The following is a 21800-nucleotide window of genomic DNA, read 5'->3' as shown; positions in this document are numbered from 1 at the left end:
TACACGCGGGCGCCGGGGCATCCGTGCTGCCCGACCTACCATCGACGGATCAGCCACCGTCGTCACATTGCATCGGAGCAGCCATGACCCTCGTCGACACCCCGGCCACCACCATCCCCGGCGGCCCCGCACTCGCCCAGGAGCGCCGTCTCGTCACGGCCATCCCCGGCCCCCGCTCGCAGGAGCTCATCGCCCGCAAGGCGCAGGCCGTCGCGGCCGGCGTGGGCCACACCCTGCCCATCTCGGTCGTCGCCGCTGGCGGCGGCGTGGTCGTCGACGCCGACGGCAACTCGCTCATCGACCTCGGCTCGGGCATCGCCGTCACCGGCGTCGGCAACTCGGCCCCGCGCGTCGTCGACGCCGTCGCGGCGCAGCTGAACGCCTTCACCCACACCTGCTTCACCGTCTCGCCGTACGAGGGCTACGTCGCCGTCGCCGAGAAGCTCAACGAGCTCACCCCGGGCGACCACGAGAAGCGCTCGGCCCTGTTCAACTCGGGCGCCGAGGCCGTCGAGAACGCGATCAAGATCGCGCGCCACTACACGAAGAAGCAGGCCGTCGTCGCGTTCGACCACGCCTACCACGGCCGCACGAACCTCACCATGGGGCTCACGGCGAAGAACATCCCGTACAAGAGCGGCTTCGGCCCGTTCGCCCCCGAGGTGTACCGCGCGCCCCTCAGCTACCCGTTCCGCGACGGCGGCCTCGACGGCCGCGAGGCCGCGGCGCGCGCGATCCTCCAGATCGAGAAGCAGGTCGGCGTCGAGAACCTCGCCTCGATCATCATCGAGCCCATCCAGGGCGAGGGCGGCTTCATCGTCCCGGCGAACGGCTTCCTCGCCGCGCTCGTCGAGTGGGCGAACGCGAACGGCGTCGTCTTCATCGCCGACGAGGTGCAGACCGGCTTCGCCCGCACGGGCGCCTGGTTCGCGAGCGAGCACGAGGGCATCGTGCCCGACGTGATCGTCACCGCCAAGGGCATCGCCGGCGGCCTGCCGCTCTCGGCCGTCACCGGCCGCGCCGAGATCATGGACTCCGCCATGGCCGGCGGCCTCGGCGGCACCTACGCGGGCTCGCCCCTCGCCTGCGCCGCCGCGCTCGCGACGATCGAGACCTACGAGCAGGACGGCCTCGTCGAGCGCGCCAAGGAGATCGGCTCGGTGCTCATCGGCCGCCTCAACGCGCTCCGCACCGCCGACCCGCGCATCGGCGACGTCCGCGGTCGCGGCGCCATGGTCGCGATCGAGCTCGTCGACCCCGCCACCGGCGCGCCCGACGCCGCGCTCACGAACAAGGTCGCGAAGTACGCGCACGAGCAGGGCGTCATCCTGCTCACGTGCGGCACCTACGGCAACGTGATCCGCTTCCTCCCGCCGCTGACGATCTCCGACGAGCTCCTCATCGAGGGCCTCGGCGTGATCGCGGAGGGTCTCAAGCAGGCATGAGCACCGTGATCGACAACGTCGTCGCCGCGCACACGACCCCCGTGTCGACCCCGCTGGCGGACGCTCGCTCGCAGCTGGCCGAGGCCATCGGCCTGCTCGGCTTCTCCGAGGGCACCCACCAGATGCTCGCGACCCCGCGCCGCGAGCTCACGGTCGCGGTGCCACTGCGCCGCGACTCGGGCGAGACCGTGCTGTTCACCGGCTACCGCGTGCAGCACAACTTCAGCCGCGGCCCCGCCAAGGGCGGCCTGCGCTACGCGCCGAACGTCGACATCGACGAGGTGCGCGCGCTCGCCATGTGGATGACCTGGAAGTGCGCCCTGCTCGACGTGCCGTACGGCGGCGCCAAGGGCGGAATCGCGATCGACCCCCGCGAGCACTCCAAGGCCGAGCTCGAGCGCGTGACCCGTCGCTACACGAGCGAGATCCTGCCGATCATCGGCCCGGAGCGCGACATCCCCGCGCCCGACATCGGCACCGACGAGCAGACGATGGCCTGGATCATGGACACCTACTCCGTGAACTCCGGCTTCACCGTGCCCGGCATCGTGACCGGAAAGCCCATCGCGCTCGGCGGTTCCCAGGGGCGCGCGAGCGCGACGTCGCGTGGGGTCACGCACATCGCGCTCGCCGCGCTCCGCCACGCGGGCATCACGCCCGCGCAGGCGAACGCGGCCGTGCAGGGCTTCGGCAAGGTCGGCGCGGATGCCGCGCGGTTCCTCACCGAGGCGGGCGTCACCGTGCAGGCCGTGAGCGACCAGTACGGCGCCGTCTTCAACGCCGCCGGCCTCGACATCGAGGCGCTCAGCGCGCACGTGCGCGAGACCGGCGCCGTCGTCGGCTTCGCCGGCGCCGAGGCGCTCGACGGCGCGGCCCTGCTCGAGCTCGACGTCGACCTGCTCGTGCCGGCCGCCGTCGAGGGCGTGCTGCACGAGGCCAACGCCGCGCGGGTGCAGGCCAAGGTCGTCGTCGAGGGCGCGAACGGCCCGACGACCCCCGCGGCCGACCGCATCATGCGCGAGCGCGGCGTCCTCGTCGTCCCCGACATCCTCGCGAACGCGGGCGGCGTGATCGTCTCGTACTTCGAATGGGTGCAGGCGAACCAGGCCTACTGGTGGCGCGTCGACGAGGTCGAGGCCAGACTGGAGGAGCGGATGCTCAGCGCGTGGCAGCACGTGCTCGGCTACGCGACCTCGCGGGGCCTGTCGCTCCGCACCGCCGCCACCGCGCTCGCGGTCGAGCGGGTCGCCGAAGCGCACAAGCTGCGCGGCCTGTACCCCTGATCCGTCAACTTCCTCCCCGAGTCGCCCGTCGTCGTACGGCGACGGGCGACTCGGAGACATCCGGATCATCGGAAACGCACACCGCAACCGCAACCGCACGAACTGCACGAACCATCGAACGGGAAGTCACACATGACGAACGCAACGCTTGAAGCCACGGTGCTCGACAAGGTCGAGGCCGGCCTCTTCATCGCCGGCGAGTGGGTGCCGGCCGAGGGCGGCAAGACCCTCGCCGTCATCGACCCCGCCACCGGCGACACGATCAAGGAGATCGCCGACGCCTCCGTCGCCGACGGCCTCAAGGCGCTCGACGCCGCCGTCGCCGCGCAGGACGAGTGGGCCGCCACCGCGCCCCGCGTCCGCGGCGAGCTGCTGCGCCGCGCCTTCGACCTGCTGCAGGAGCGCAAGGAGGAGTTCGCGCTCCTCATGACCCTCGAGATGGGCAAGCCGCTCGCCGAGGCCCGCGGCGAGGTCGCCTACGGCGGCGAGTTCCTCCGCTGGTTCAGCGAGGAGGCCGTGCGCATCTCGGGCCGCTACGGCCTCAACCCCGAGGGCACCGGCCACATGGTCGTCTCGCAGCGCCCCGTCGGCCCCTCGTTCTTCATCACCCCGTGGAACTTCCCGCTCGCGATGGCGACCCGCAAGATCGCGCCCGCGCTCGCGGCCGGCTGCACCGTCGTCATCAAGCCCCCGGCACTCACCCCGCTCACGACAATCGCGTTCGTGCAGCTGCTCGAAGAGGTGGGCCTGCCCAAGGGCGTCGTGAACGTCATCGCGACCTCGACCTCCTCGGCCGTCTCCGGCCCGATCATCGAGGACCCGCGCCTCCGCAAGCTCAGCTTCACGGGCTCGACCGGCGTCGGCCGCGCCCTCATGAAGCAGGCCGCCACCGGCATCCTGCGCACGAGCATGGAGCTCGGCGGCAACGCGCCGTTCGTCGTCTTCGGCGACGCCGACCTCGACAAGGCGGTCGACGGCGCGATGCTCGCGAAGTTCCGCAACATCGGCCAGGCGTGCACCGCCGCGAACCGCTTCATCGTGCACGAGTCGGTCGCCGCAGAGTTCTCGAAGCGGGTCGCCGAGCGCGTCGCCGGCTTCTCGGTCGGCCGCGGCACCGAGGACGGCGTCAACATCGGCCCGCTCATCGACGACAAGGCGGTCGCCACGACCGACGAACTCGTGCAGGACGCGGTCGGCAAGGGCGCGAAGATCCTCACCGGCGGCACCGTCATCGACGGCGCCGGCACGTTCTACGCGCCCACCGTGCTCGGCGACGTCTCGGCCGACGCCCGCCTCCTGAAGGAGGAGATCTTCGGCCCGGTGCTCGGCATCACGACCTTCTCGACCGAAGACGAAGCCGTGCGCCTCGCCAACGACACCGAGTACGGCCTCGTCTCCTACGTCTTCACGCAGGACCTGGCGCGCGGCCAGCGCATGATCGAGAAGCTCGCCACGGGCATGATGGGCCTCAACACCGGCCTCGTCTCGAACGCGGCGGCCCCCTTCGGCGGCATCAAGCAGTCGGGCATCGGCCGCGAGGGCGGCGCAGAGGGCATCCACGAGTACCTCGACACCAAGTACACGCTCATTCCGGTGAGCTGAACGATGCGAGCGGATGCCACCGGCTGAGCCCGTGGCATCCGCTCGCTTCTTTTCGGGCGCGAGCCCAAACGAACCGCAGAAAGCGAAACGAAGAACCATGGAACGCATCGAGACCGACGTCGTCATCGTCGGCGCGGGGGCCGCAGGCCTCACCGCCGCCAACAAGCTGAGGGACGCCGGCGAATCGGTCGTCGTGCTCGAGGCCCGCGACCGCGTCGGGGGTCGCCTCTGGACGGGCGACGTCGACGGCGCCATGCTCGAGATCGGCGGCCAGTGGGTCTCGCCCGACCAGGACGCCCTGATCGAGACGCTCGCCGAGCTCGGCCTCGAGACCTACGAGCGCTACCGCGACGGCGAGAACATCTACATCGCCGAGGACGGCGAGCGGCGGCGCTTCGAGGGCGACATCTTCCCGGTGCCGGCGAAGACCGAGGGCGAGATCGTCGGCCTCATCGAGAAGCTCGACGCGCTCGTCGCCGAGATCGACCCCGACGCTCCGTGGGCGCACCCGCGCGCGAAGGAGCTCGACGAGGTCTCGTTCGCCGAGTGGCTCGGCACGCAGACCGACGACGAGGAGGCGAAGCTCAACATCGGCATGTTCATCGCCGGCGCGATGCTCACGAAGCCCGCGCACGCGTTCAGCGCGCTGCAGGCCCTGCTCATGGCCGCCTCGGCCGGCTCGTTCTCGAACCTCGTCGACGCCGACTTCATCCTCGACAAGCGCGTCGTGGGCGGCCTCCAGCAGGTGCCCCTCGGCCTCGCCGCGAAGCTCGGCGACGCCGTGCGCCTGAACCAGCCGGTCCGCAAGCTCCGCTGGAACCCCGATGACCTCGCCGAGGGCGTCGTCGCCGTCACCGACTCGATCGAGGTGCACGCGAAGCGCGTCGTGCTCGCCGTGCCGCCGATCCTCTACAGCCGCATCTCCTACGAGCCGCCGCTGCCCCGCCGCCAGCACCAGCTGCACCAGCACCTCTCGATGGGCTTCGTCATCAAGGTGCACGCCGTCTACGAGACGCCCTTCTGGCGCGAGCAGGGCCTGTCGGGCACCGCGTTCAGCCCGTACGAGCTCTGCCACGAGGCCTACGACAACACGAACCACGGCGACAGCCGCGGCACGCTCGTCGGCTTCGTCTCCGACGAGGAGGCCGACGGCGTCTTCACCCTCTCCGCCGAGGAGCGCAAGGCGAAGATCCTCGAGTCGCTCTCGCACTACTACGGCCCCGAGGCGCTGAACCCCGTCGTGTACTACGAGAGCGACTGGGGCAGCGAGGAGTGGACCCGCGGCGCGTACGCGGCGAGCTTCGACATGGGCGGCCTCGCCCGCTACGGCGCCGACCTGCGCGAGCACGTCGGCCCGATCCACTTCGCCTGCTCGGACATGGCGGGCAAGGGCTACCAGCACGTCGACGGCGCGATCCGCATGGGCCGCCTCGTCGCCGAGCAGATCCTCGCGGGCTGAGCGGAGCGGCACGATGTCCGAAGCCATCCGCATCGTCGTCGGCTACACGGCCGACGACTCGGGTGCCGACGCGCTCGCGTTCGGCGCCCGCCTGGCCGCGGCGACCGAGGCGTTCCTCGAGGTCGTCATGATCCTGCCGATCGAGGCCCGCGGCGGCGTCGTGCCCCGCGACCCCGGGTACGAGCGGCACGTCAAGGAGCGCTCGCAGCGCTGGCTCGCCGAGGCGAGCGCGAAGATCGGCGACGAGATCGACCAGTCGCTGCACATCCGCTACGCGGAGTCGTTCGCCGAGGGCCTCGTCGACGCGGCGCACGAGTTCGGCGCCTCGCTCATCGTGGTCGGCTCGGCGCGCGGCGCCGCGCTCGGTCGCTCGCGCATCGGCTCGGTCGCGAGCGCGCTGCTGCACGCCTCCGACGTGCCGGTCGCGCTGGCCCCCGCGGGCTCGCGCGAGGTGCCGACGTCGCTCGGCGTCACCCGCATCACCGCGGCGATCGGCCTGCGCGCCGGGGCGAGCGCCGTGCTCGAGGCATCCGTTCGCCTGGGCCGTGCGACGCACGCGCCGCTGCGCCTGCTCTCGCTCGTGCCCATCGACCTGCCCTCCGGCATGGACGAGGAGCTCGCCGACCTCACGTCGACGGCCCACGCGCATGAGGTGCTCGTCGAGGCGCAGCGGGCGCTGCCCGCGGGCGTCGAGGCGACCGTCTCCACGGCGACCGGCTCCTCGATCGAGGAGTCCGTGCGCGGACTCGACTGGCACGCCGGCGAGATCGTGCTCGTCGGCTCGAGCCGGCTCGCCACGCCGAGCCGGCTGTTCCTCGGGTCCACCGGCTCGAAGATGCTCCGCGAGCTGCCGGTGCCGATGATCGTCGTGCCGCGCCCAACCGACTGAAAGACATCGCAATGACGCACCCACACGAACACCACACCGAGCCGCACGCGCCGCTCACCACCGCGAGCGCGACGGTCGACGGCACCGAGGCGGGACTCTCGAAGAAGGGCCTCTCGGCCGGATCGGTCGGCCTGATCGGCGCGATCGTCATCGGCATCTCGTGCATCGCCCCGGCCTACACGCTGACCGGCGCGCTCGGCCCGACGGTCGCCGAGGTGGGCACGCAGCTGCCCGCGATCTTCCTGCTCGGGTTCATCCCGATGCTGCTCGTCGCGTTCGGCTACCGCGAGCTCAACAGCGCGATGCCCGACTCGGGCACGTCGTTCACCTGGGCGACGCGGGCCTTCGGCCCCTGGCTCGGCTGGATGGGCGGCTGGGGCCTCATCGCAGCGACGGTGGTGGTGCTCTCGAACCTCGCGGGCATCGCGGTGGAGTTCTTCTACCTCGCGGTCTCGCAGGTCGTCGGCTTCTTCGGCGGCGACGCCGCGGCCGTCGCCGACCTCGTCGGCAACCCGTTCGTGAACGTCGCGACGTGCCTCGTGTTCATCCTCGGCGCGACCCTCATCTCGTACCGCGACATGCAGACGACGCAGAAGGTGCAGTACTGGCTCGTCGGGTTCCAGCTGCTCGTCATGATCGGCTTCGGCGTCGCCGCGTTCTGGCACGTCGCGAACGGCACCGCGTTCGACGCGACGCCCGTCGAGCTCAGCTGGTTCAACCCCTTCGAGATCGGCTCGTTCTCGGCCGTCGTCGCGGGCCTCTCGGTGTCGCTCTTCGTGTTCTGGGGCTGGGACGTCACGCTCACCATGAACGAGGAGACGAAGGGCTCGCGCACCACGCCCGGTCGTGCGGCGACCCTCACCGTCACGATCGTCGTCGCGATCTACCTGTTCGTCGCGATGGGCTCGCTCGCCTTCGCGGGCGTCGGCACCGAGGGCGTCGGCCTCGGCAACGAGGAGATCCAGGAGAACGCGTTCTTCTTCCTCGCCGGCCCGATCCTGGGCCCCCTCGCCATCCTCATGTCGCTCGCGGTGCTCTCGAGCTCGGCGGCGTCGCTGCAGTCGACCTTCGTGTCGCCCGCGCGCACGCTCCTCGCCATGGGCCACTACGGCGCCCTGCCCGAGAAGTTCGCGCGCGTGAGCCCGCGCTTCTTCACGCCGGGCTACGCGACCGTCGTCGCGGCGATCGTGGCGGCCGTCTTCTACACGGTCATGCGCTTCGTCAGCGAGGACGTCCTGTGGGACACGATCACGACCCTCGGCATGATGATCTGCTTCTACTACGGCATCACGGCGTTCGCGTGCGTCTGGTACTTCCGCAAGACGTGGTTCCGCTCGGGCCGCGACTTCTTCTTCCGCCTGTTCGCGCCGTTCGTCGGCGGGCTCATCCTCTCGGTGCTGTTCTTCACGACGCTCATCGACAGCATGGACCCCGACTACGGCTCGGGCTCGGAGATCGGCGGCGTCGGCCTCGTGTTCGTGCTCGGCATGGTGATCCTGCTCACGGGCGTCGTCATCATGTTCTGGCAGCGCTGGAGGCGCCCGGCCTACTTCCGCGGCGAGACGCTCTCGCGCGCGGTGGCGGAGGAGTGACGCCCGCGTCCCCTCTGTGCGGTTGACGAGGCCGCCCCCTGCGACACCAGGGGGCGGCCTCGTTCGCGATTCCGGTGCCGAAGACCGGCCTGAAGGGTGGAGCGGCGACGGGTGCCCGCCGGGCTCGGTGTGCGCTCTCCGCCGGCGCTCTCCGCCCGGCGCTCTCCGCCCGGCGCTCTCCGACCTGCGTCTCCGATGCGCGCGGGCTTCGCGATGAGCTGTGCCGGTTCCGCCTCATCGATGAGGCGGAACCGGCACAGCCCCGGAAGGATGACCTGCTCGACGCATGCTCAGTCGGCGGTCGGCGACCGGGGGTGGTCCGGCGGTCGAGGAGCGCCCGACGCAGGAGGGGCGCGCCTCGAGACCCCCTACGCCTCGTAGGCGGTGCGTCCGCCGACGACGGTCCGGATGACCCGGGCCTCGAGCAGCGCCGCGTCGCCCGCTGCGAACGGGTCGGCGTCGAGCACGGCGAAGTCGGCCGCGAGCCCCGCGGCGAGGCGCCCGCGCACGTGCTCCTCGCGGATCGAGGCGGCGGCGTCGCGGGTCGCGTGGCCGACGGCCTCGCCGAGCGGCAGGGCGTACTGCGGCGTCAGCGCGTCGAGCGAGGGGTCGAGCGCCGAGCGGCGGGTCGCGGCGATGTAGAGGTTCGCGAGCGCCTCGTGCGGCGCGGTCGGCGCGTCGGTCGAGAACGCGAGCAGCGCCCCGGCGTCGCGGTACTCGCTCCAGGCGAAGCCGCGGTCGGCGCGCGCGTCGCCGAGCTGCGCGATCCAGTTGTCCATGACCGCGGGGTCGCAGTGCACGGGCTGCATCGAGGCGGTGACCCCGAGGCGCGCCATGCGCTCGGCGGTGCCGGGCGCGGCGTACTCGAGGTGCTCGATGCGGTGGCGGCGCGGCCGGTCGCCGTTCACCCCGGCCGCATGCTCGAGCGCGTCGAGCGCCGACTCGCTCGCGAGGTCGCCGATCGCGTGCAGGGCGATCTGGAGCCCGGCGGCGTCGGCCGCGGCGACGACGGGCGCCATCCGCTCGTACGGCCAGATGGGCTCCTCGTTCGAGCCGTCGGCGTACGGCTCCTTCATCGCGGCGGTGCACGCGTCGATGACCCCGTCGGTGATGAGCTTGATGCCGACGACCTGCACCCCCGAGGCATCCGGCCGCTGCGCGAGCTCGGCGGCGCGCGCGACCTGGGCGAGGTTCTGCGCGTCGTCGCCCGTGTTGTCGATGAGCCAGTACGCAACGAGGTGGAACGGCAGCTCGCCGCCGCGGCGCGCGGCGACGCGTTCGATCGAGTCGAGCTCGAGCTCGCCGAACGCCATGTCGGCGGCCCCGGTGACGCCGGCCGCGACGTAGGCGTCGAGGGCGCGCTCGACCGCGGCGTCGCGGTCGGCGTCGGTCGCCTGCCCGGCGAGGAACCGCCACACGAAGAACTGCGTCGCCGTCTCGTAGAGCATGCCGTCGGGCTCGCCGTCGGCGTCGCGCCCGATGCGCCCGCCGATCGGGTCGGGAGTGTCGCGGGTGATGCCGAGCTCGGCGAGGGCCGCAGTGTTGACCCAGGTCGAGTGCAGGTCGTTCGCGTCGAGGTAGACGGGCACGTCGGCGACCGCCTCGTCGATCATCTGCCGGGTGGGGGCACCGCCGGGCACCGCGTCGAACAGCCACGAGACGCCGAGGAGCCGCGGCGCCTCGGGGTCGGCGGCGCGGCCCGCACGCAGGCGCGCCTGGATCCCGCCGAGGTCGCCGGCGTCGCGCAGCTGCACCCGGCCGAGCGCGTCGCCGAGCATGTGCAGGTGCGTGTGCACGTCGAGGAAGCCGGGCATCACGAGCCGCCCGCCGAGGTCGACCACCTCGGCGTCGTCGCCGGCGGCCGCAGCGGCGCCCGCGGCATCCCCGACGTAGGCGAGCGCCTCGCCGTCGACGACGAGCGCCTCCGCCCATTCGGCGCCGTCGCCGGGCCGGTTCGCGGTGAAGATGCGGGCGTTGGTGATGAGCGTGCGACTCACGCGGTGACCTCCTGGGTTGCGGTGGATGCCTCGGCGCGGGTGCCGGCCGACGGCTCGGCCTCCTCGCGCTGCAGGCGGGTGGAGAGACGGGCGACCGCGACGGCCGGCACGGCGAGCACGAAGCTCGCGATGCCGAGCGCCACGGCGAAGCCCTGGTAGCCGAGCACCTCGACCAGCGCCGCCCCGATGACCGGGGTGAGGCTCGAGCCGACGAGGTAGACGGCGAGCAGCGGTCCCGACCAGCGGCCGTCGGCGTCGAGCGCGGCGGAGGTCGAGACGAAGTACATGAAGGCGATGGCGTAGACGGTGTTCCACGCGATGAAGACGACGATGAACGAGCTCTCGTCGCTCGTGAAGCCCTCCACGATCTTCAGGATGCCACCGAGCGCGAGCAGGATGCCGAGCGGCAGCGCGCGTCCGAACCGGTCGCCGACGACCATGAGCAGCACCGAGCCGATGAGCCCGCCGGCGGTCGCGCCGCTGAGCGCCAGGCCGAGGCCCTCGGGGGTGAGCCCGGCCTGCTCGGCGCCCATGAAGCCGGCCATCGCCCAGAGCGAGTCCTCGCTCGCGGCCCAGAGCGCGAAGGTGACGAGCAGGGCGAAGCCGGCGATCGTCACGAGGCGGGTCGTGGCGGGGCTGCGCTCGGGCAGTGCGCGCACGGCGCCGGTCGGCGGGATCTCGACCGGGACCGCCTCGGCGACCGCGGCGCCGGTCTGCGGTGCGTGCACGGGCGCGGCCGGCAGCCAGCCGCTCACGGCGATGCCGATCAGGCTGAAGAGCGCGAGTGCGCCGAACACGTCGATCGGGGCGAGCCCGATGAGCGGGAGGACGAAGAGCACGATCGTGATGACGCCGCGGTTCGCGAGGCCGTTGACGCCCGCGACCCGGTCGGGATTGCGGAACGCGGCGATCGCGGCGCCCGCGGCGGCGACCGCGCCGCCGGCGCCGGCCCCGCCGAGGAGGAGGCCGCCGACCACGACGCCGGGCGCCGGCACGAAGGCCGCCGCACCGAAGCCGATGACGCCGAGGGCGAGCCCGGCGCGGGCGACGAGCAGCCGGCGCGGGCCGGCGCAGAGCGGTGCGAGGGCGAGCCCGACGACGGCGGTGGCCAGGAGGGCGCCGGTCACGATCCAGCTCGCGGTGAGCAGGTCGGTATCGAGCGCCGTCTGCAGGGCGGTGATCATGTACGGCGAGAGGTTCACGCCGAGGTAACCGGCGATGGCGATCGCGAAGGTGGCGGTCGCGGTGGGCAGGCGCAGCGGGACGCGTGCGCTGAGGTCGGAGTGCGACATCGGGGGCTCCGTCGGGGGTCGGGGCACATCGGCGTGCCTGGGGGGTCGACACGCGGCGGGGGACCGCGCTAAACGAATGGTGTTCGTTTATTATGCATCGCGAGGCCGGATGACGGAACCCCGGCCCGCGGCATCCGCGTAGGCTGACCTGATTGCGCGAGTGATCGCCCGAGACGACCACCGACCCGAGGAGTGCGCATGGCGAGGCCGAAGGTGCCGCTGCTGTCGACCGATCGCATCGCCGACGCCGCCATCGAGCTCGCCGACTCCGGCGCCGGCTTCGGGGTGAACGCGCTCGCGCGCAGCCTCGGCGTCACGCCCTCCTCGCTCTACAACCACGTCGACGGGCGCGACGGCATCATCGAGCTCATGCGGGGGCGGCTCGCCCATCGCTACCTGCCCGAGCTGCCCACCGGCACGTGGGAGCAGGTGGTCGTCGCCACCCTGCAGGGCCTGCGCCGGCTCTACGCGGAGCACCCCGCGATCGTGCCGCTGCTCGTCGGCAAGACGATCACCGACGACACGGTCATCGCGAGCTACGACGCACTGGCCACGGCCCTCGTCGACGGCGGGTTCCCCGACGACGAGGTGCTCTCGGTGGTCGCCGTGCTCGATGCGTTCGCCCTCGGCTTCGGGCTCGACGTCGCCTCGCCCGACGACATCTGGCAGCCCGGCGCGCCCACGCGGAGCCTCGGCCGGCTCATCGCCTCGGCCGAGCGCGGCGATGCGCGTTCGGAGCGGGTCTTCGAGCTCGGCCTCGAACTCCTGCTCGACGCGCTGCGCCTGCGGCTCGCACGACTTCGCGACGACTGAGCCCCGTCGCACCCGCCGGCGCCTCTTCCGGAGGCGGCGTCGCTCCCGATACCGTGAAGATCGCGGCGTCCCGACGGCGGGCGCGGAACGGGGAATCCGAATGCCTGCACTCGACGACATCATCGCCGACCTTCCGATCGGCGACATCGCCGCCAAGCTCGGGGTCGACGAGGCCACCGCGAAGCAGGCGGTCGGCGACGCGCTGCCCGCGCTGCTCGCGGGCATGGGCGCCAACGCCGCCGACCCCGCGGGCGCGGCCTCGCTCGAGAAGGCCGTCGCGAACCACGACCCGAAGCTCGTCGAGGGCGGGGTGAACCTCGCCGACGTCGACGAGGCCGACGGCGAGAAGATCGTGAAGAACGTCTTCGGCGGCAACACCGACCAGGTCGTGCAGGCGCTCGACAAGAAGGAGGGCGGCGCCGGCAACCTCATCGGGAAGCTCCTGCCGATCCTCGCGCCGATCGTGATGAGCTTCCTCGCGAAGCAGTTCCAGCAGAAGCAGAGCTCGCCGGCCGAGGGCGAGGTCTCCGGCGGCGGCATCGGCGACCGCCTGGGCGGGCTCCTCGGCGGGGGTACCGGTTCGGGCGGCCCCGGCGGTTCGGCCGGCGGCATCGACCTCGGCGGCATCCTCGGGGGTCTCCTCGGCGGCGGCTCGGGCGGGTCGGGAGGCTCCGGCGGCTCGGGCTCGGGCTCGGGCGGCGGCCTCGGCGACCTGCTCGGCGGCCTGCTGGGCGGCGGCAAGCGCTGACTTGGTCCGCGGGGCCGCGGGGCGGCCGAGTCGCTCCCGCGGCCCCGCGGCATGCGGCCCGCATAGACTGTCCGGGTGTCACTGAACCCCGAGCTGCAGGGGCGGGTCTACCCGTCCACCGAGCCGTACCTCGTCGGTCGTGAGAAGGTGCGCGAGTTCGCCCGCGCCGTGTTCGCGACGAACCCGATCAACCTCGACCCCGAGGCCGCCGCGGCCGCCGGCTACGCCGACGTCGTCGCCCCGCCGACCTTCGCCGTCGTGGTGCAGGAGCGCTCGCTCGCGCAGCTGCTCGCCGACCCCGACGCGGGCATCGACTTCTCGCGGGTGGTGCACGGCGACCAGCGCTTCACCTCGACCCGCCCGATCGTCGCGGGCGACCTGCTCAGCGCGACGCTCACCGTCGCGAGCGTGAAGACCCTCGGCGCCCACTCGATGGTCACCGCCGAGACGGCGATCACCGACGCCGCGGGCGAGCACGTCGTCACCGCGATCTCGACGCTCGTGATCCGAGGAGAAGACTGATGGCCGCCCCCGACTTCGCGTCCCTCGCCGTCGGCGACGTGATCGCCGAGCGCGAGTTCCCGCTCACCCGCGACTCGCTCGTGCGCTACGCCGGCGCCTCCGGCGACTTCAACCCGATCCACTACCGCGACGACGTCGCCGCCTCGGTGGGGCTGCCGGGCGTGCTCGCGCACGGCATGCTCACGATGGGGTTCGCCGTGCAGCCGGTCGTCGACTGGGCCGGCGACCCCGGCCGCGTCGCCGACTACCAGGTGCGCTTCACCCGCCCCGTCGTCGTCGACCCCGAGCAGGGTGCGCTCGTCACCGTGTCGGCCAAGGTCGGCCAGCTCGACGAGGCCGCGACCGTCGCCCGCATCGACCTCACCGTCAAGCTCGGCGACGACACCGTGCTCGGCAAGGCGCAGGTCCGCGTCGCGCTCGGCTGACATGACCGGCGCCTCGTTCTCGGAGCTCACGACCCTGCGGGTCGGCGGGCCGATCGCCCGGCTCGTCACCGCGACCACCCAGCGCGACCTCGTCGACCTCGCCGCCGAGGCGTGGTCGACGGACGACCCGTGGCTCGCCCTCGGCGGCGGCTCGAACCTGCTCGTCGGCGACGAGGGCTTCGACGGCACCGTCATCCGCGTCGCGACCAAGGGCATCGAGGTGCTTCCGCGGTCGGGCGAGGGCGACGACGTCGCCCGTCTGCGGGTGCAGGCCGGCGAGGGGTGGGACGATCTCGTCGCCTGGACGGTCGAGCACGGCTACTCGGGCCTCGAGGCGCTCTCGGGCATCCCGGGATCGGTCGGTGCCGCGCCGGTGCAGAACATCGGCGCCTACGGCCAGGAGCTGGCCTCGACGCTCGTCGCCGTCGAGTTCCTCGACGAGGGGGCCGAGCGGCCGCGCCGCATGACGGCCGAGGAGCTCGAGCTCGGCTACCGCACCTCCGTGCTCAAGCAGGGGCTCCGCGGCATCGTCGTCTCGGTCGAGCTCGAACTGCACGACACCGCCTCCGAGCTCGCCGTGCTCGGCGAGGCGCCCGGGCAGCCCATCGCCTACGCGCAGCTCGCGGGTGCCCTGAACGTGCAGCTCGGCGACCGCGTGCCGATCGCGCGCGTGCGCGAGACGGTGCTCGCGCTGCGCGCCTCGAAGGGCATGGTGCTCGACGACGCCGACCCCGACTCGGTGAGCGCGGGCTCGTTCTTCACCAACCCGATCGTGACCGAGCGCACGGCCCGCTCGATGCCGGCCGACGCGCCCCGCTGGTACGTCGAGCCCGACGAGCCCGACGAGGTGACCCCGCTCTCGACGATCGCCTCGGGCACCCCGCTCGACGCGTTCCTCGCACTGCAGGCCGAGCTCGAGGCATCCGGCATCGAGACACCGCCGGATGCCCCCGCCCCCGGGCCGCTCGTGAAGCTCTCGGCGGCGTGGCTGATCGAGAACTCGGGCATCTCGCGAGGCTTCGCGCTGCCGGGGTCGCGGGCCGCGATCTCGTCGAAGCACACGCTCGCGCTCACGAACCGGGGCGGGGCGAGTGCCGACGAGCTCGCGCAGCTCGCCCGCTTCGTCCAGCAGCGCGTGCAGGCGGAGTTCGGCATCGTGCTGCGGCCCGAGCCGGTGCTCGTGGGCGTCGAGCTCTAGCCGGGCCGACGTCGGGCTAGAGTCGGGCGGGTGGACCGCAGCGACTTCATCGAACACCGGCGCCCCGACGGCGAGCTCGTCGGCTGGCTGCGCCCCGTGGGCGAGGGCTTCGTGCCCGTCGACCTGCTCGGGCGCGAGCTCGGCGACGCGGTCGACTGGCTGGAGGGCGAGCAGCAGCTCGAGGCGCACGGGCTGCGGTATCTCGCCGATCCGTACGTGCTCCGGCTCGACGACGGCCGCGAGCTGCGGGTGCGCATCACCGAGGTGAGCACCGACCGCATCGTCGTGAAGAAGGACGACTTCGGCGCGATCGACGTCCCGCTGATGCGGTTCGAGCTCGGCTGGCCGATGCCCGCGGAGCTCACGCCGCTCGGCGACCGCGACGTGCCCGTCGTCTGGTGACGGCGGGCCCGCTCAGCTCGACGATGACGACGACGCGCGGCGCTGGCGCTCGCCCCGTCGGATGAGCCCGACGATGCCGAAGAGCGCGACGACGACGCCGACCGCGGCGAGCAGGTAGAGCGGCACGAGCTGCACCGGCACGGCGGCGATCCAGAAGAGCACCTCGTCGCGGTGCTGCAGGTCGGTCAGCGTCCAGAGCGCGAACGCGGCGACCGCGCCGAAGAGCAGCGCCCAGACGAGCGCGCCCCAGCGGATGGTCGGTCGGGGGAGCGGGGCGGCCTGCGGGGTGTCGTGGCCGGTCGAGGGCGTCGCGGTCGCGGTGGACCGGTCGCCCGCTGCGGGCGCGGCCGGAGGCGCCAGCGGGGTGTCGGCGAGCACCCGGTCGAAGGCGAGCGTCTCGACGCCGTCCTCGAGGCGAGCGGTGTCGTCGAGGCGAGCGGTGTCGTCGCGGCGCTCGTCGGGCGTGGGTCCGGGCATGTTCGCTCCGTTCATTCGAAGACCTCGATGAAGACCGATCCGCTGTTCTGCCGGAGGACGAGCCGCGCGTCGGCCGTCGCGCCCTCGGGATCGTCGTCCGCCACGTCGCCGAGCACCAGGATGCGGTCGTCGACGTCGCCGAACTGGCGCTGCGACGGAGTGCCGTCGGCGTCCCAGACGGTGTAGCTGATGGCGCCCGCGTCGCTCGCGTCGAGCACGAGCGAGGTGCGCGGCTCGACGGCGATGTAGGTGTCGCCGGTGCCCTGGGTCAGGGTGATCACCTGGGTGTCGTTCGGGTAGGCGTCGTAGGAGCCGACCGAGACGTACGCGTCGCCGACGGGCTGCAGGAGCTGCTGCGGGTAGCCGAGCGAGATCGCCTGGTTGGGGCCGATGAGCGCGCCGTACGGGGCGAAGGCCGAGACCGCGGTGCTGATGAGCATCGCCACGAGCGTCGTCGCCGTGACGGCGGCGAGGATGCCGCTGCGGCGGCGTCGGAGGGCGGCGATCACCATGCCGAGCGAGAGCACGAGGGTCGCGGCGGCGAGCGCGATCGCGCTGCTGAACGCCGCGGCCTCGGGGGAGCCGTACGCCCAGATCGCCGCGATCGCCCCGACGACGACGGCGATGCCGAGCATCGTGAAGACGAACGCGGCGCTCGCGCGGGGCCGGCTCGCCTTGCGGGCGGCACGGGCCGCCGCGGCCTGCGCCTGGAACTCGAGGGCGCGCGCCCGGTTCTCCTCGGCGGCCTGCGCCCGAGCGGCCCGGTCGGCCTCTGCCTGGCCGGCCTTCCATTCGGCGTGCGAGACGCGCCATGCCTCGTGCTGCGCCCGCCAGTCGGCGATCGCGGCTGCATCGGCGCCCTCGGCGGGCACCGGCGGCTCGGCGGCCGCGGGCGGCGCGGCGGATGCCGCTTCGGCGGTGGTGCCGGCGGCCGTTCCGGCGGCGAACGCGGCGGCCGTGGTTGCGGATGCCGCGGTGGCCGGGCGGCTCGCGTCGGCCGTGGTGCCCGCGCCACCGGGGTCGGCGGCGACGGGCCCCGTGCCGGCGGCGCTCGGCGCGGAAGCCATTCGCGCGGCACCGCCGGCCGGGGAGTTCGCGGAGGTTCGACGGGCGAGCCAGATGACGAACCAGACGATCGCGCCGATGACGACGAGCGCCCAGACGACGCGCAGCGGCCAGGTGAGGTCGAACCCGAAGACCGGGTCCGTGAACTGCCAGTCGGGCCACCAGCGCCAGCCGAGCCACCCGCCCTGCACGAGGGGGATGAACCCGATGACGCCCATCACCGCGATGCCGACGACCGCGGGGTCGACGATGCCGCGGGTGAGGCGGTCGAGGTGGATCTCGCCCTCGGTGTCGGGCAGCAGCAGCCAGGCGATCGCGTAGACGAGCACGAACGGCGCCCCGAGCACCGCGAGCACGACGACGATGCCGCGCACGATGATCGGGTCGATGCCGAGCCGGGCGCCGACGCCCGCGCAGACGCCGCCGAGCCAGCCGGCCCGTCGCGGCACCCCGAGCCGGCGGAGCCAGGCGTAGAAGCCGGGGCCCGTGGCATCCGGCTGGTTCGAAGGCGAACCGACCGCCCCGTCGGCCTGCTGGCCGGCGGACGCGGAGTCCCCCTGCACATCCTCCGGCGCTGGGCCGGCCCCTGGGGCGGTCTGGTTCGTCTCCATGCTTCGATGCTGGCAGCGCCGCCGGGTCGCCCGCCATGGGGTGGATCCCTGATTCGACCCTGAGGGTGGGGCCCCGCCCGCGGTCGGGGCGGCGTCGTCTGCTTGGATTGCAGGCATGGAGCAACGCGCGGTGCCTGGCGAGATCGCGTCGGCGACCGCGGCGCCGTCGCCGAGGATGACCCGTCCGCGCGCCTGCCTCGCGACGGGCACCGCGGCCGGGCTCGCCGAGCACCTCGGGTGGCCCGTCGCGCTCGTGCGCGCGGCGTTCGTCGTGACGTGCCTCGCGAGCGGCGCCGGACTGCTGCTCTACCTCTGGCTGTGGGCCCTCACGCCGTGGCAGGAGGGCGAGGAGCAGCCGACCCGGCGCGCGCCGGTCGCCTGGATCCTCGTCGTCGCCGCGACCGTGTGCCTCCTGGTGGCCTGGGCGACGCCGGGGCGCGTCGTCGAATCGGGCGGCCAGGGCCTCGTCGGCTGGCTCGGCCTCGTCGCCGCGGGCGTCGCGCTCGCCGCGGGTGCCGGAGCCTGGGCGACGCTCGTCGACCGCCCCGATCCCGAACGCGGGCCGCGCGCCGAACTCGCGATCCGCGTCGTCGCGACGGTGCTGCTCGCGGTGACGGCGCTGGCCCTCGTGCTCGGGCCGACCGCGTCCTGGTACCCGGTGCCGACGTTCGTCGCGGCGTTCGCCGCACTCATCGGCATCGCGCTCGTCTACCTGCCGACACTGCTCGCACAGTGGCGCGAGCTCAGCGACGAGCGCACGAAGCGCATCCGCGAGGAGCAGCGCAGCGAGATCGCCGCGCACCTGCACGACTCGGTGCTGCAGACCCTCGCGCTCATCCAGAACCGGGCCGGGGCCACGAGCGAGGTCGCCCGCATCGCGCGGGCGCAGGAGCGCGAGCTCCGCGACTGGCTGTTCGCGGGCGACGGTCCCGCCGACAGCGACCTCGGCACCGACCTCCGCGACTTCGGTGCCGCGCTCGAGATCGACTACGCGGTGACCGTCGACGTCGTGGTCGTGGGCGAGATCCGCGAGCGGGCGAGCGGCGAGCTCGCCGCGGCGGCGCGCGAGGCGATGTTGAACGCGGCGCGCCACGCCGGGGGAGAGGTGTCGGTGTACGTGGAGTCGAGCCGTGAGGCGGTCGAGGTGTTCGTGCGCGACCGCGGGCCGGGGTTCAGCCTCGCCGAGGTGCCGGGCGACCGGCTCGGGGTGCGCGAGTCGATCATCGGCCGGATGCGCCGGGCCGGCGGCTCGGGATCGGTCGCGCCGGGCGCGGGCGGGGTCGGCACCGAGGTGCGCCTGCGCTTCCCGGCCGAGCGCGGCAGCGGGGAGGGGCAGCGTGGCTGAGCGCGTCAGGGTCGTCGTGGTCGACGACCATTCGATCTTCCGGTCGGGCCTGAAGGCCGACCTCGACGACACGATCGAGGTCGTCGGCGAGGCGCATGACGTCGAGTCCGCCGTCGCGACGGTGGTGGAGGCCGCGCCCGACGTCGTCCTCCTCGACGTGCACCTGCCCGGGGTCGCGGTGCCGGCGGGCACGAGCGGCGGGGCGGAGGTGATCCGGCGCGCGGCGAACTCCGTGCCGGCCACGAAGTTCCTCGCGCTCTCGGTCTCCGACAAGGCCGAGGACGTCGTCGGCGTGATCCGCGCCGGCGCGCGCGGCTACATCACCAAGGGCTCCTCCGGCGCCGACGTCAGCCGGGCCGTGCACGCCGTCGCGGGTGGCGACGCGGTGTTCTCGCCGAAGCTCGCGGGCTTCGTGCTCGACGCCTTCGGCGCCGCGGTCGGCGAGACCGCGCAGGCGAGCGACGAGCTCGACCGGCTCTCGGCGCGCGAGCAGGAGGTCATGCGGCTGATCGCCCGGGGTTACGCCTACAAGGAGGTCGCCTCTGAGCTCTTCATCTCGACGAAGACCGTCGAGACGCACGTCTCGGCGGTGCTGCGCAAGCTCCAGCTCTCGAGCCGGCACGAGCTGACGGCGTGGGCGAACGCGCGGCGCCTGCTCTGAGCCACCTCGTCCGGGCACCGGCCCACCCGCTCCGTCCGGTCGACACGTGCGTCGACGGCCGATGGCGGGGGTATCTCCTTGGGAGATCGCGCTGCAACTCTGCTTCACCACCGATTCCGCGGGCGGCACCTCCGCCGTGAGCGAGAACCGGCGCGCGGAGGCGCCGGCGCACGGAGGAGCCGGCGCACGGCCACGCCGTCACCTACTGAACCAGGAAGGGCAGCGGCCGACTACTCCGCGCGCTCGAGCAGGGCGTCGCGCACCTCGCGGCGCAGCACCTTGCCGATGAGCGAGCGCGGCAGCTCGTCGAACGGCTCGATGCGCTTCGGCACCTTGTAGGGCGTGAGGCTCGCGCGGCAGAAGTCGCGCAGCGCCGTCTCGTCGAACACCGCGCCCTCGCGGAGCTCGACGCCCGCCGCGACGACCTCGCCGCCCGAGCGGCCGGGGAGGCCCACGACGGCCGCGCCGCGCACGTCGGGGTGCGCGAGCAGCGCGACCTCGACCTCCGACGGCGAGACGTTGAATCCGCCCGTGATGATGAGCTCCTTGCGCCGGTCGACGATCGTCACGAATCCCTCGTCGGAGACGCGCACGATGTCGCCCGTGCGCAGCCAGCCGCCGGGCAGCAGCGCCTCGGCGGTCTCGGCGGGGCGCCGCCAGTACCCCTGGAACACCTGGGGCCCGCGCACGAGCAGCTCGCCGGCCTCGCCCGCGGGGAGGTCGACCTCGGGGTCGTCGGGGTCGATGACCCGGATCTCGGTGCTCGGGAACGGCACGCCGACGGTACCGGGGCGTCGCGTCGGCCCCATCGGGTTGCCGAGGGTGATCGGCGACGACTCGGTCATGCCGTAGCCCTCGACGAGCAGCCCGCCCGTCGCGTTCTCCCACAGGTCGACGGTCGTGATCGGCAGGCTCATCGCGCCCGAGATGGCGAACCGGATGTGGCGCAGCGCCCGCGGATGCGTCGCGGCATCCCGCACGAGGCGGTCGTAGATCGGCGGCACGGCGGGCAGGAACGTCGGCGGCGAGTGCTTCGCGGCGTCGAGCACGAGCTTCGAGTCGAACGTCGGGAAGAGCACGAGCCGCGCCCCGATGCTCATCGCGAAGGTCAGGCAGAGCGTCATGCCGTACGCGTGGAACAGCGGGAGCACCCCGTAGAAGACCTCCTCGCCCTCGACGAGGCCCGGCACCCAGGCGCGGCCCTGCATCGCGTTCGCCCGCAGGTTGCGGTGGCTGAGCACGGCGCCCTTCGGCGACCCGGTGGTGCCGCTCGTGTACTGCAGCACGGCGGTGTCGTCGAGGCTCGGCCGGGGGTGCCGCTTCGAGATCGCGCGCCGAGCGGTGAGCCGCTCCCAGTCGATCAGGCCGCGGGCCGTCGGCGTCGTCGTGAGCGCGGCGCGCGATCGGCGCGCCTTCGGGATCGGCAGGCGGAGGGCGAGGCGCTTGCCGAGCGGGAACGCACGCGTCAGGTCGACCGACACGAGGTGGTCGGGCCGGATGTCCGGCGGGAACTCCGCGACCGTGTCGGCGACCTTGTCCCAGACGATCGCGACCTTCGCGCCGTGGTCCTCGAACTGGTGGCGCAGCTCGGGCGGCGTGTAGAGCGGGTTGTGCTCGACGACGATCGCGCCGAGGCGCAGCACCGCGTAGAACGCGACCACGTGCTGCGGGCAGTTCGGCAGCACGATGGCGACGCGGTCGCCCGCCGCGACGCCGAGCCGGCGCAGTCCCTCGGCGGCGGAGGCGATCTGCTCGCCGAGCTCGGCGTAGCTCGTCTCCGCGCCGAAGAACTCGAGCGCGGTGCGGCGGCGGAACCGGCCGACCGCATCGTCGATCATGTCGACGAGCGTCTGGCTCGGCTCCTCGATGGTGTGCGCCACGCCCTCGGCGTAGTGCGCGAGCCATGGACGGTGTTCATACGGGGTCATGCGAGCCTCTCGAGGCCGTCGGCATGCGTCGACGGCGGGCTCGGCC

The 21800-nt window shown here is 73.1% G+C and carries 19 protein-coding genes; 14 read left to right on the top strand and 5 right to left on the bottom strand.

The genetic code is table 11. From position 1 onward, the window contains the following. Nucleotides 1–83: 83 nt before the first annotated feature. The 6 genes from gabT (at nt 84) to ACFVSL_RS03870 (ending at nt 8270) form a co-directional block, all read left to right on the top strand. A complete protein-coding gene (gabT, locus tag ACFVSL_RS03895; RefSeq protein ID WP_386938666.1) occupies nt 84–1445 on the top strand; it encodes a 4-aminobutyrate--2-oxoglutarate transaminase in 1362 nt (453 codons plus the stop codon). Then, nucleotides 1442–2728, top strand: coding sequence for a Glu/Leu/Phe/Val dehydrogenase (locus tag ACFVSL_RS03890; protein WP_386938665.1), 1287 nt, complete (start codon nt 1442–1444; stop codon nt 2726–2728). Before gabT ends, ACFVSL_RS03890 begins: the two co-directional genes overlap by 4 nt. A 132-nt stretch (nt 2729–2860) precedes the next feature. Further along, nucleotides 2861–4330 (top strand): NAD-dependent succinate-semialdehyde dehydrogenase, encoded by a 1470-nt coding sequence (locus ACFVSL_RS03885; RefSeq protein WP_386938663.1) that lies wholly within the window; start codon nt 2861–2863, stop codon nt 4328–4330. A 97-nt stretch (nt 4331–4427) separates the two neighbouring features. Further along, nucleotides 4428–5789, top strand: coding sequence for a flavin monoamine oxidase family protein (locus ACFVSL_RS03880; protein WP_386938662.1), 1362 nt, complete (start codon nt 4428–4430; stop codon nt 5787–5789). Between the two features lie 13 nt (nt 5790–5802). Continuing rightward, a complete protein-coding gene (locus ACFVSL_RS03875; RefSeq protein ID WP_386938660.1) occupies nt 5803–6678 on the top strand; it encodes a universal stress protein in 876 nt (291 codons plus the stop codon). Nucleotides 6679–6689: 11 nt separating this feature from the next. Then, on the top strand, nt 6690–8270 hold the full coding sequence (locus ACFVSL_RS03870) for an APC family permease (RefSeq protein WP_386938658.1): 1581 nt from the start codon (nt 6690–6692) through the stop codon (nt 8268–8270). 368 nt (nt 8271–8638) lie between these two features. On the opposite strand, the gene ACFVSL_RS03865 is transcribed toward ACFVSL_RS03870, so the two are convergent. Both ACFVSL_RS03865 and ACFVSL_RS03860 read right to left on the bottom strand, forming a co-directional pair. Further along, nucleotides 8639–10267, bottom strand: coding sequence for an amidohydrolase (locus ACFVSL_RS03865; RefSeq protein WP_386938656.1), 1629 nt, complete (start codon nt 10265–10267; stop codon nt 8639–8641). Next, on the bottom strand, nt 10264–11559 hold the full coding sequence (locus ACFVSL_RS03860) for an MFS transporter (RefSeq protein ID WP_386938654.1): 1296 nt from the start codon (nt 11557–11559) through the stop codon (nt 10264–10266). The genes ACFVSL_RS03865 and ACFVSL_RS03860 overlap by 4 nt, the downstream gene beginning before the upstream one ends. Nucleotides 11560–11757: 198 nt before the next feature. Here ACFVSL_RS03860 and ACFVSL_RS03855 point away from each other — a divergent pair, with 198 nt between their 5' ends. The 6 genes from ACFVSL_RS03855 to ACFVSL_RS03830 all read left to right on the top strand — a co-directional run bounded on the left by ACFVSL_RS03855 (nt 11758) and on the right by ACFVSL_RS03830 (nt 15667). Beyond that, nucleotides 11758–12372, top strand: coding sequence for a TetR/AcrR family transcriptional regulator (locus ACFVSL_RS03855; RefSeq protein WP_386938653.1), 615 nt, complete (start codon nt 11758–11760; stop codon nt 12370–12372). Nucleotides 12373–12472: 100 nt separating this feature from the next. Next, nucleotides 12473–13120, top strand: coding sequence for a DUF937 domain-containing protein (locus tag ACFVSL_RS03850; RefSeq protein ID WP_386938651.1), 648 nt, complete (start codon nt 12473–12475; stop codon nt 13118–13120). A 75-nt stretch (nt 13121–13195) separates the two neighbouring features. Continuing rightward, a complete protein-coding gene (locus ACFVSL_RS03845) occupies nt 13196–13642 on the top strand; it encodes a MaoC family dehydratase N-terminal domain-containing protein (protein ID WP_386938649.1) in 447 nt (148 codons plus the stop codon). Next, on the top strand, nt 13642–14067 hold the full coding sequence (locus ACFVSL_RS03840) for a MaoC family dehydratase (protein WP_386938648.1): 426 nt from the start codon (nt 13642–13644) through the stop codon (nt 14065–14067). The genes ACFVSL_RS03845 and ACFVSL_RS03840 overlap by 1 nt, the downstream gene beginning before the upstream one ends. Nucleotide 14068: 1 nt before the next feature. Continuing rightward, nucleotides 14069–15265, top strand: a complete 1197-nt coding sequence (locus ACFVSL_RS03835; RefSeq protein ID WP_386938647.1) for a UDP-N-acetylmuramate dehydrogenase — start codon at nt 14069–14071, stop codon at nt 15263–15265. Between the two features lie 30 nt (nt 15266–15295). Then, on the top strand, nt 15296–15667 hold the full coding sequence (locus ACFVSL_RS03830) for a hypothetical protein (protein ID WP_386938645.1): 372 nt from the start codon (nt 15296–15298) through the stop codon (nt 15665–15667). A gap of 12 nt (nt 15668–15679) precedes the next feature. On the opposite strand, the gene ACFVSL_RS03825 is transcribed toward ACFVSL_RS03830, so the two are convergent. Continuing rightward, a complete protein-coding gene (locus tag ACFVSL_RS03825; RefSeq protein ID WP_386938643.1) occupies nt 15680–16144 on the bottom strand; it encodes a hypothetical protein in 465 nt (154 codons plus the stop codon). A gap of 11 nt (nt 16145–16155) precedes the next feature. Further along, nucleotides 16156–17820, bottom strand: coding sequence for a PspC domain-containing protein (locus tag ACFVSL_RS03820; RefSeq protein WP_386938641.1), 1665 nt, complete (start codon nt 17818–17820; stop codon nt 16156–16158). Between the two features lie 115 nt (nt 17821–17935). Here ACFVSL_RS03820 and ACFVSL_RS03815 point away from each other — a divergent pair, with 115 nt between their 5' ends. Then, nucleotides 17936–19165, top strand: coding sequence for a PspC domain-containing protein (locus ACFVSL_RS03815; RefSeq protein WP_386938640.1), 1230 nt, complete (start codon nt 17936–17938; stop codon nt 19163–19165). Beyond that, nucleotides 19158–19826 carry a LuxR C-terminal-related transcriptional regulator gene (locus ACFVSL_RS03810; RefSeq protein ID WP_386938638.1) on the top strand — a complete coding sequence of 223 codons (669 nt, stop codon included), beginning with the start codon at nt 19158–19160 and terminating at the stop codon, nt 19824–19826. Before ACFVSL_RS03815 ends, ACFVSL_RS03810 begins: the two co-directional genes overlap by 8 nt. A 230-nt stretch (nt 19827–20056) precedes the next feature. Here ACFVSL_RS03810 and ACFVSL_RS03805 read toward each other — a convergent pair whose 3' ends face one another. Continuing rightward, complete coding sequence (locus ACFVSL_RS03805; RefSeq protein ID WP_386938636.1) at nt 20057–21754, bottom strand: long-chain-fatty-acid--CoA ligase; 1698 nt, start codon at nt 21752–21754, stop codon at nt 20057–20059. Nucleotides 21755–21800 lie beyond the last annotated feature (46 nt).

Origin of the sequence: Agromyces sp. NPDC058064 (assembly GCF_042885275.1) — a bacterium.
Lineage (GTDB): Bacteria > Actinomycetota > Actinomycetes > Actinomycetales > Microbacteriaceae > Agromyces.
Note: the sequence above shows the minus strand (reverse complement) of the source record. Positions and strands in the feature narration are given on the sequence as shown.

Bases quoted from the DNA above. Each gene is read 5' to 3' on its own strand.
- gabT (WP_386938666.1), top strand. From the start codon at position 84: ATGACCCTCGTCGACACCCCGGCCACCACCATCCCCGGCGGCCCCGCA.
- ACFVSL_RS03890 (WP_386938665.1), top strand. From the start codon at position 1,442: ATGAGCACCGTGATCGACAACGTCGTCGCCGCGCACACGACCCCCGTG.
- ACFVSL_RS03885 (WP_386938663.1), top strand. From the start codon at position 2,861: ATGACGAACGCAACGCTTGAAGCCACGGTGCTCGACAAGGTCGAGGCC.
- ACFVSL_RS03880 (WP_386938662.1), top strand. From the start codon at position 4,428: ATGGAACGCATCGAGACCGACGTCGTCATCGTCGGCGCGGGGGCCGCA.
- ACFVSL_RS03875 (WP_386938660.1), top strand. From the start codon at position 5,803: ATGTCCGAAGCCATCCGCATCGTCGTCGGCTACACGGCCGACGACTCG.
- ACFVSL_RS03870 (WP_386938658.1), top strand. From the start codon at position 6,690: ATGACGCACCCACACGAACACCACACCGAGCCGCACGCGCCGCTCACC.
- ACFVSL_RS03860 (WP_386938654.1), bottom strand. From the start codon at position 11,559: ATGTCGCACTCCGACCTCAGCGCACGCGTCCCGCTGCGCCTGCCCACC.
- ACFVSL_RS03855 (WP_386938653.1), top strand. From the start codon at position 11,758: ATGGCGAGGCCGAAGGTGCCGCTGCTGTCGACCGATCGCATCGCCGAC.
- ACFVSL_RS03850 (WP_386938651.1), top strand. From the start codon at position 12,473: ATGCCTGCACTCGACGACATCATCGCCGACCTTCCGATCGGCGACATC.
- ACFVSL_RS03840 (WP_386938648.1), top strand. From the start codon at position 13,642: ATGGCCGCCCCCGACTTCGCGTCCCTCGCCGTCGGCGACGTGATCGCC.
- ACFVSL_RS03835 (WP_386938647.1), top strand. From the start codon at position 14,069: ATGACCGGCGCCTCGTTCTCGGAGCTCACGACCCTGCGGGTCGGCGGG.
- ACFVSL_RS03825 (WP_386938643.1), bottom strand. From the start codon at position 16,144: ATGCCCGGACCCACGCCCGACGAGCGCCGCGACGACACCGCTCGCCTC.
- ACFVSL_RS03820 (WP_386938641.1), bottom strand. From the start codon at position 17,820: ATGGAGACGAACCAGACCGCCCCAGGGGCCGGCCCAGCGCCGGAGGAT.
- ACFVSL_RS03815 (WP_386938640.1), top strand. From the start codon at position 17,936: ATGGAGCAACGCGCGGTGCCTGGCGAGATCGCGTCGGCGACCGCGGCG.
- ACFVSL_RS03805 (WP_386938636.1), bottom strand. From the start codon at position 21,754: ATGACCCCGTATGAACACCGTCCATGGCTCGCGCACTACGCCGAGGGC.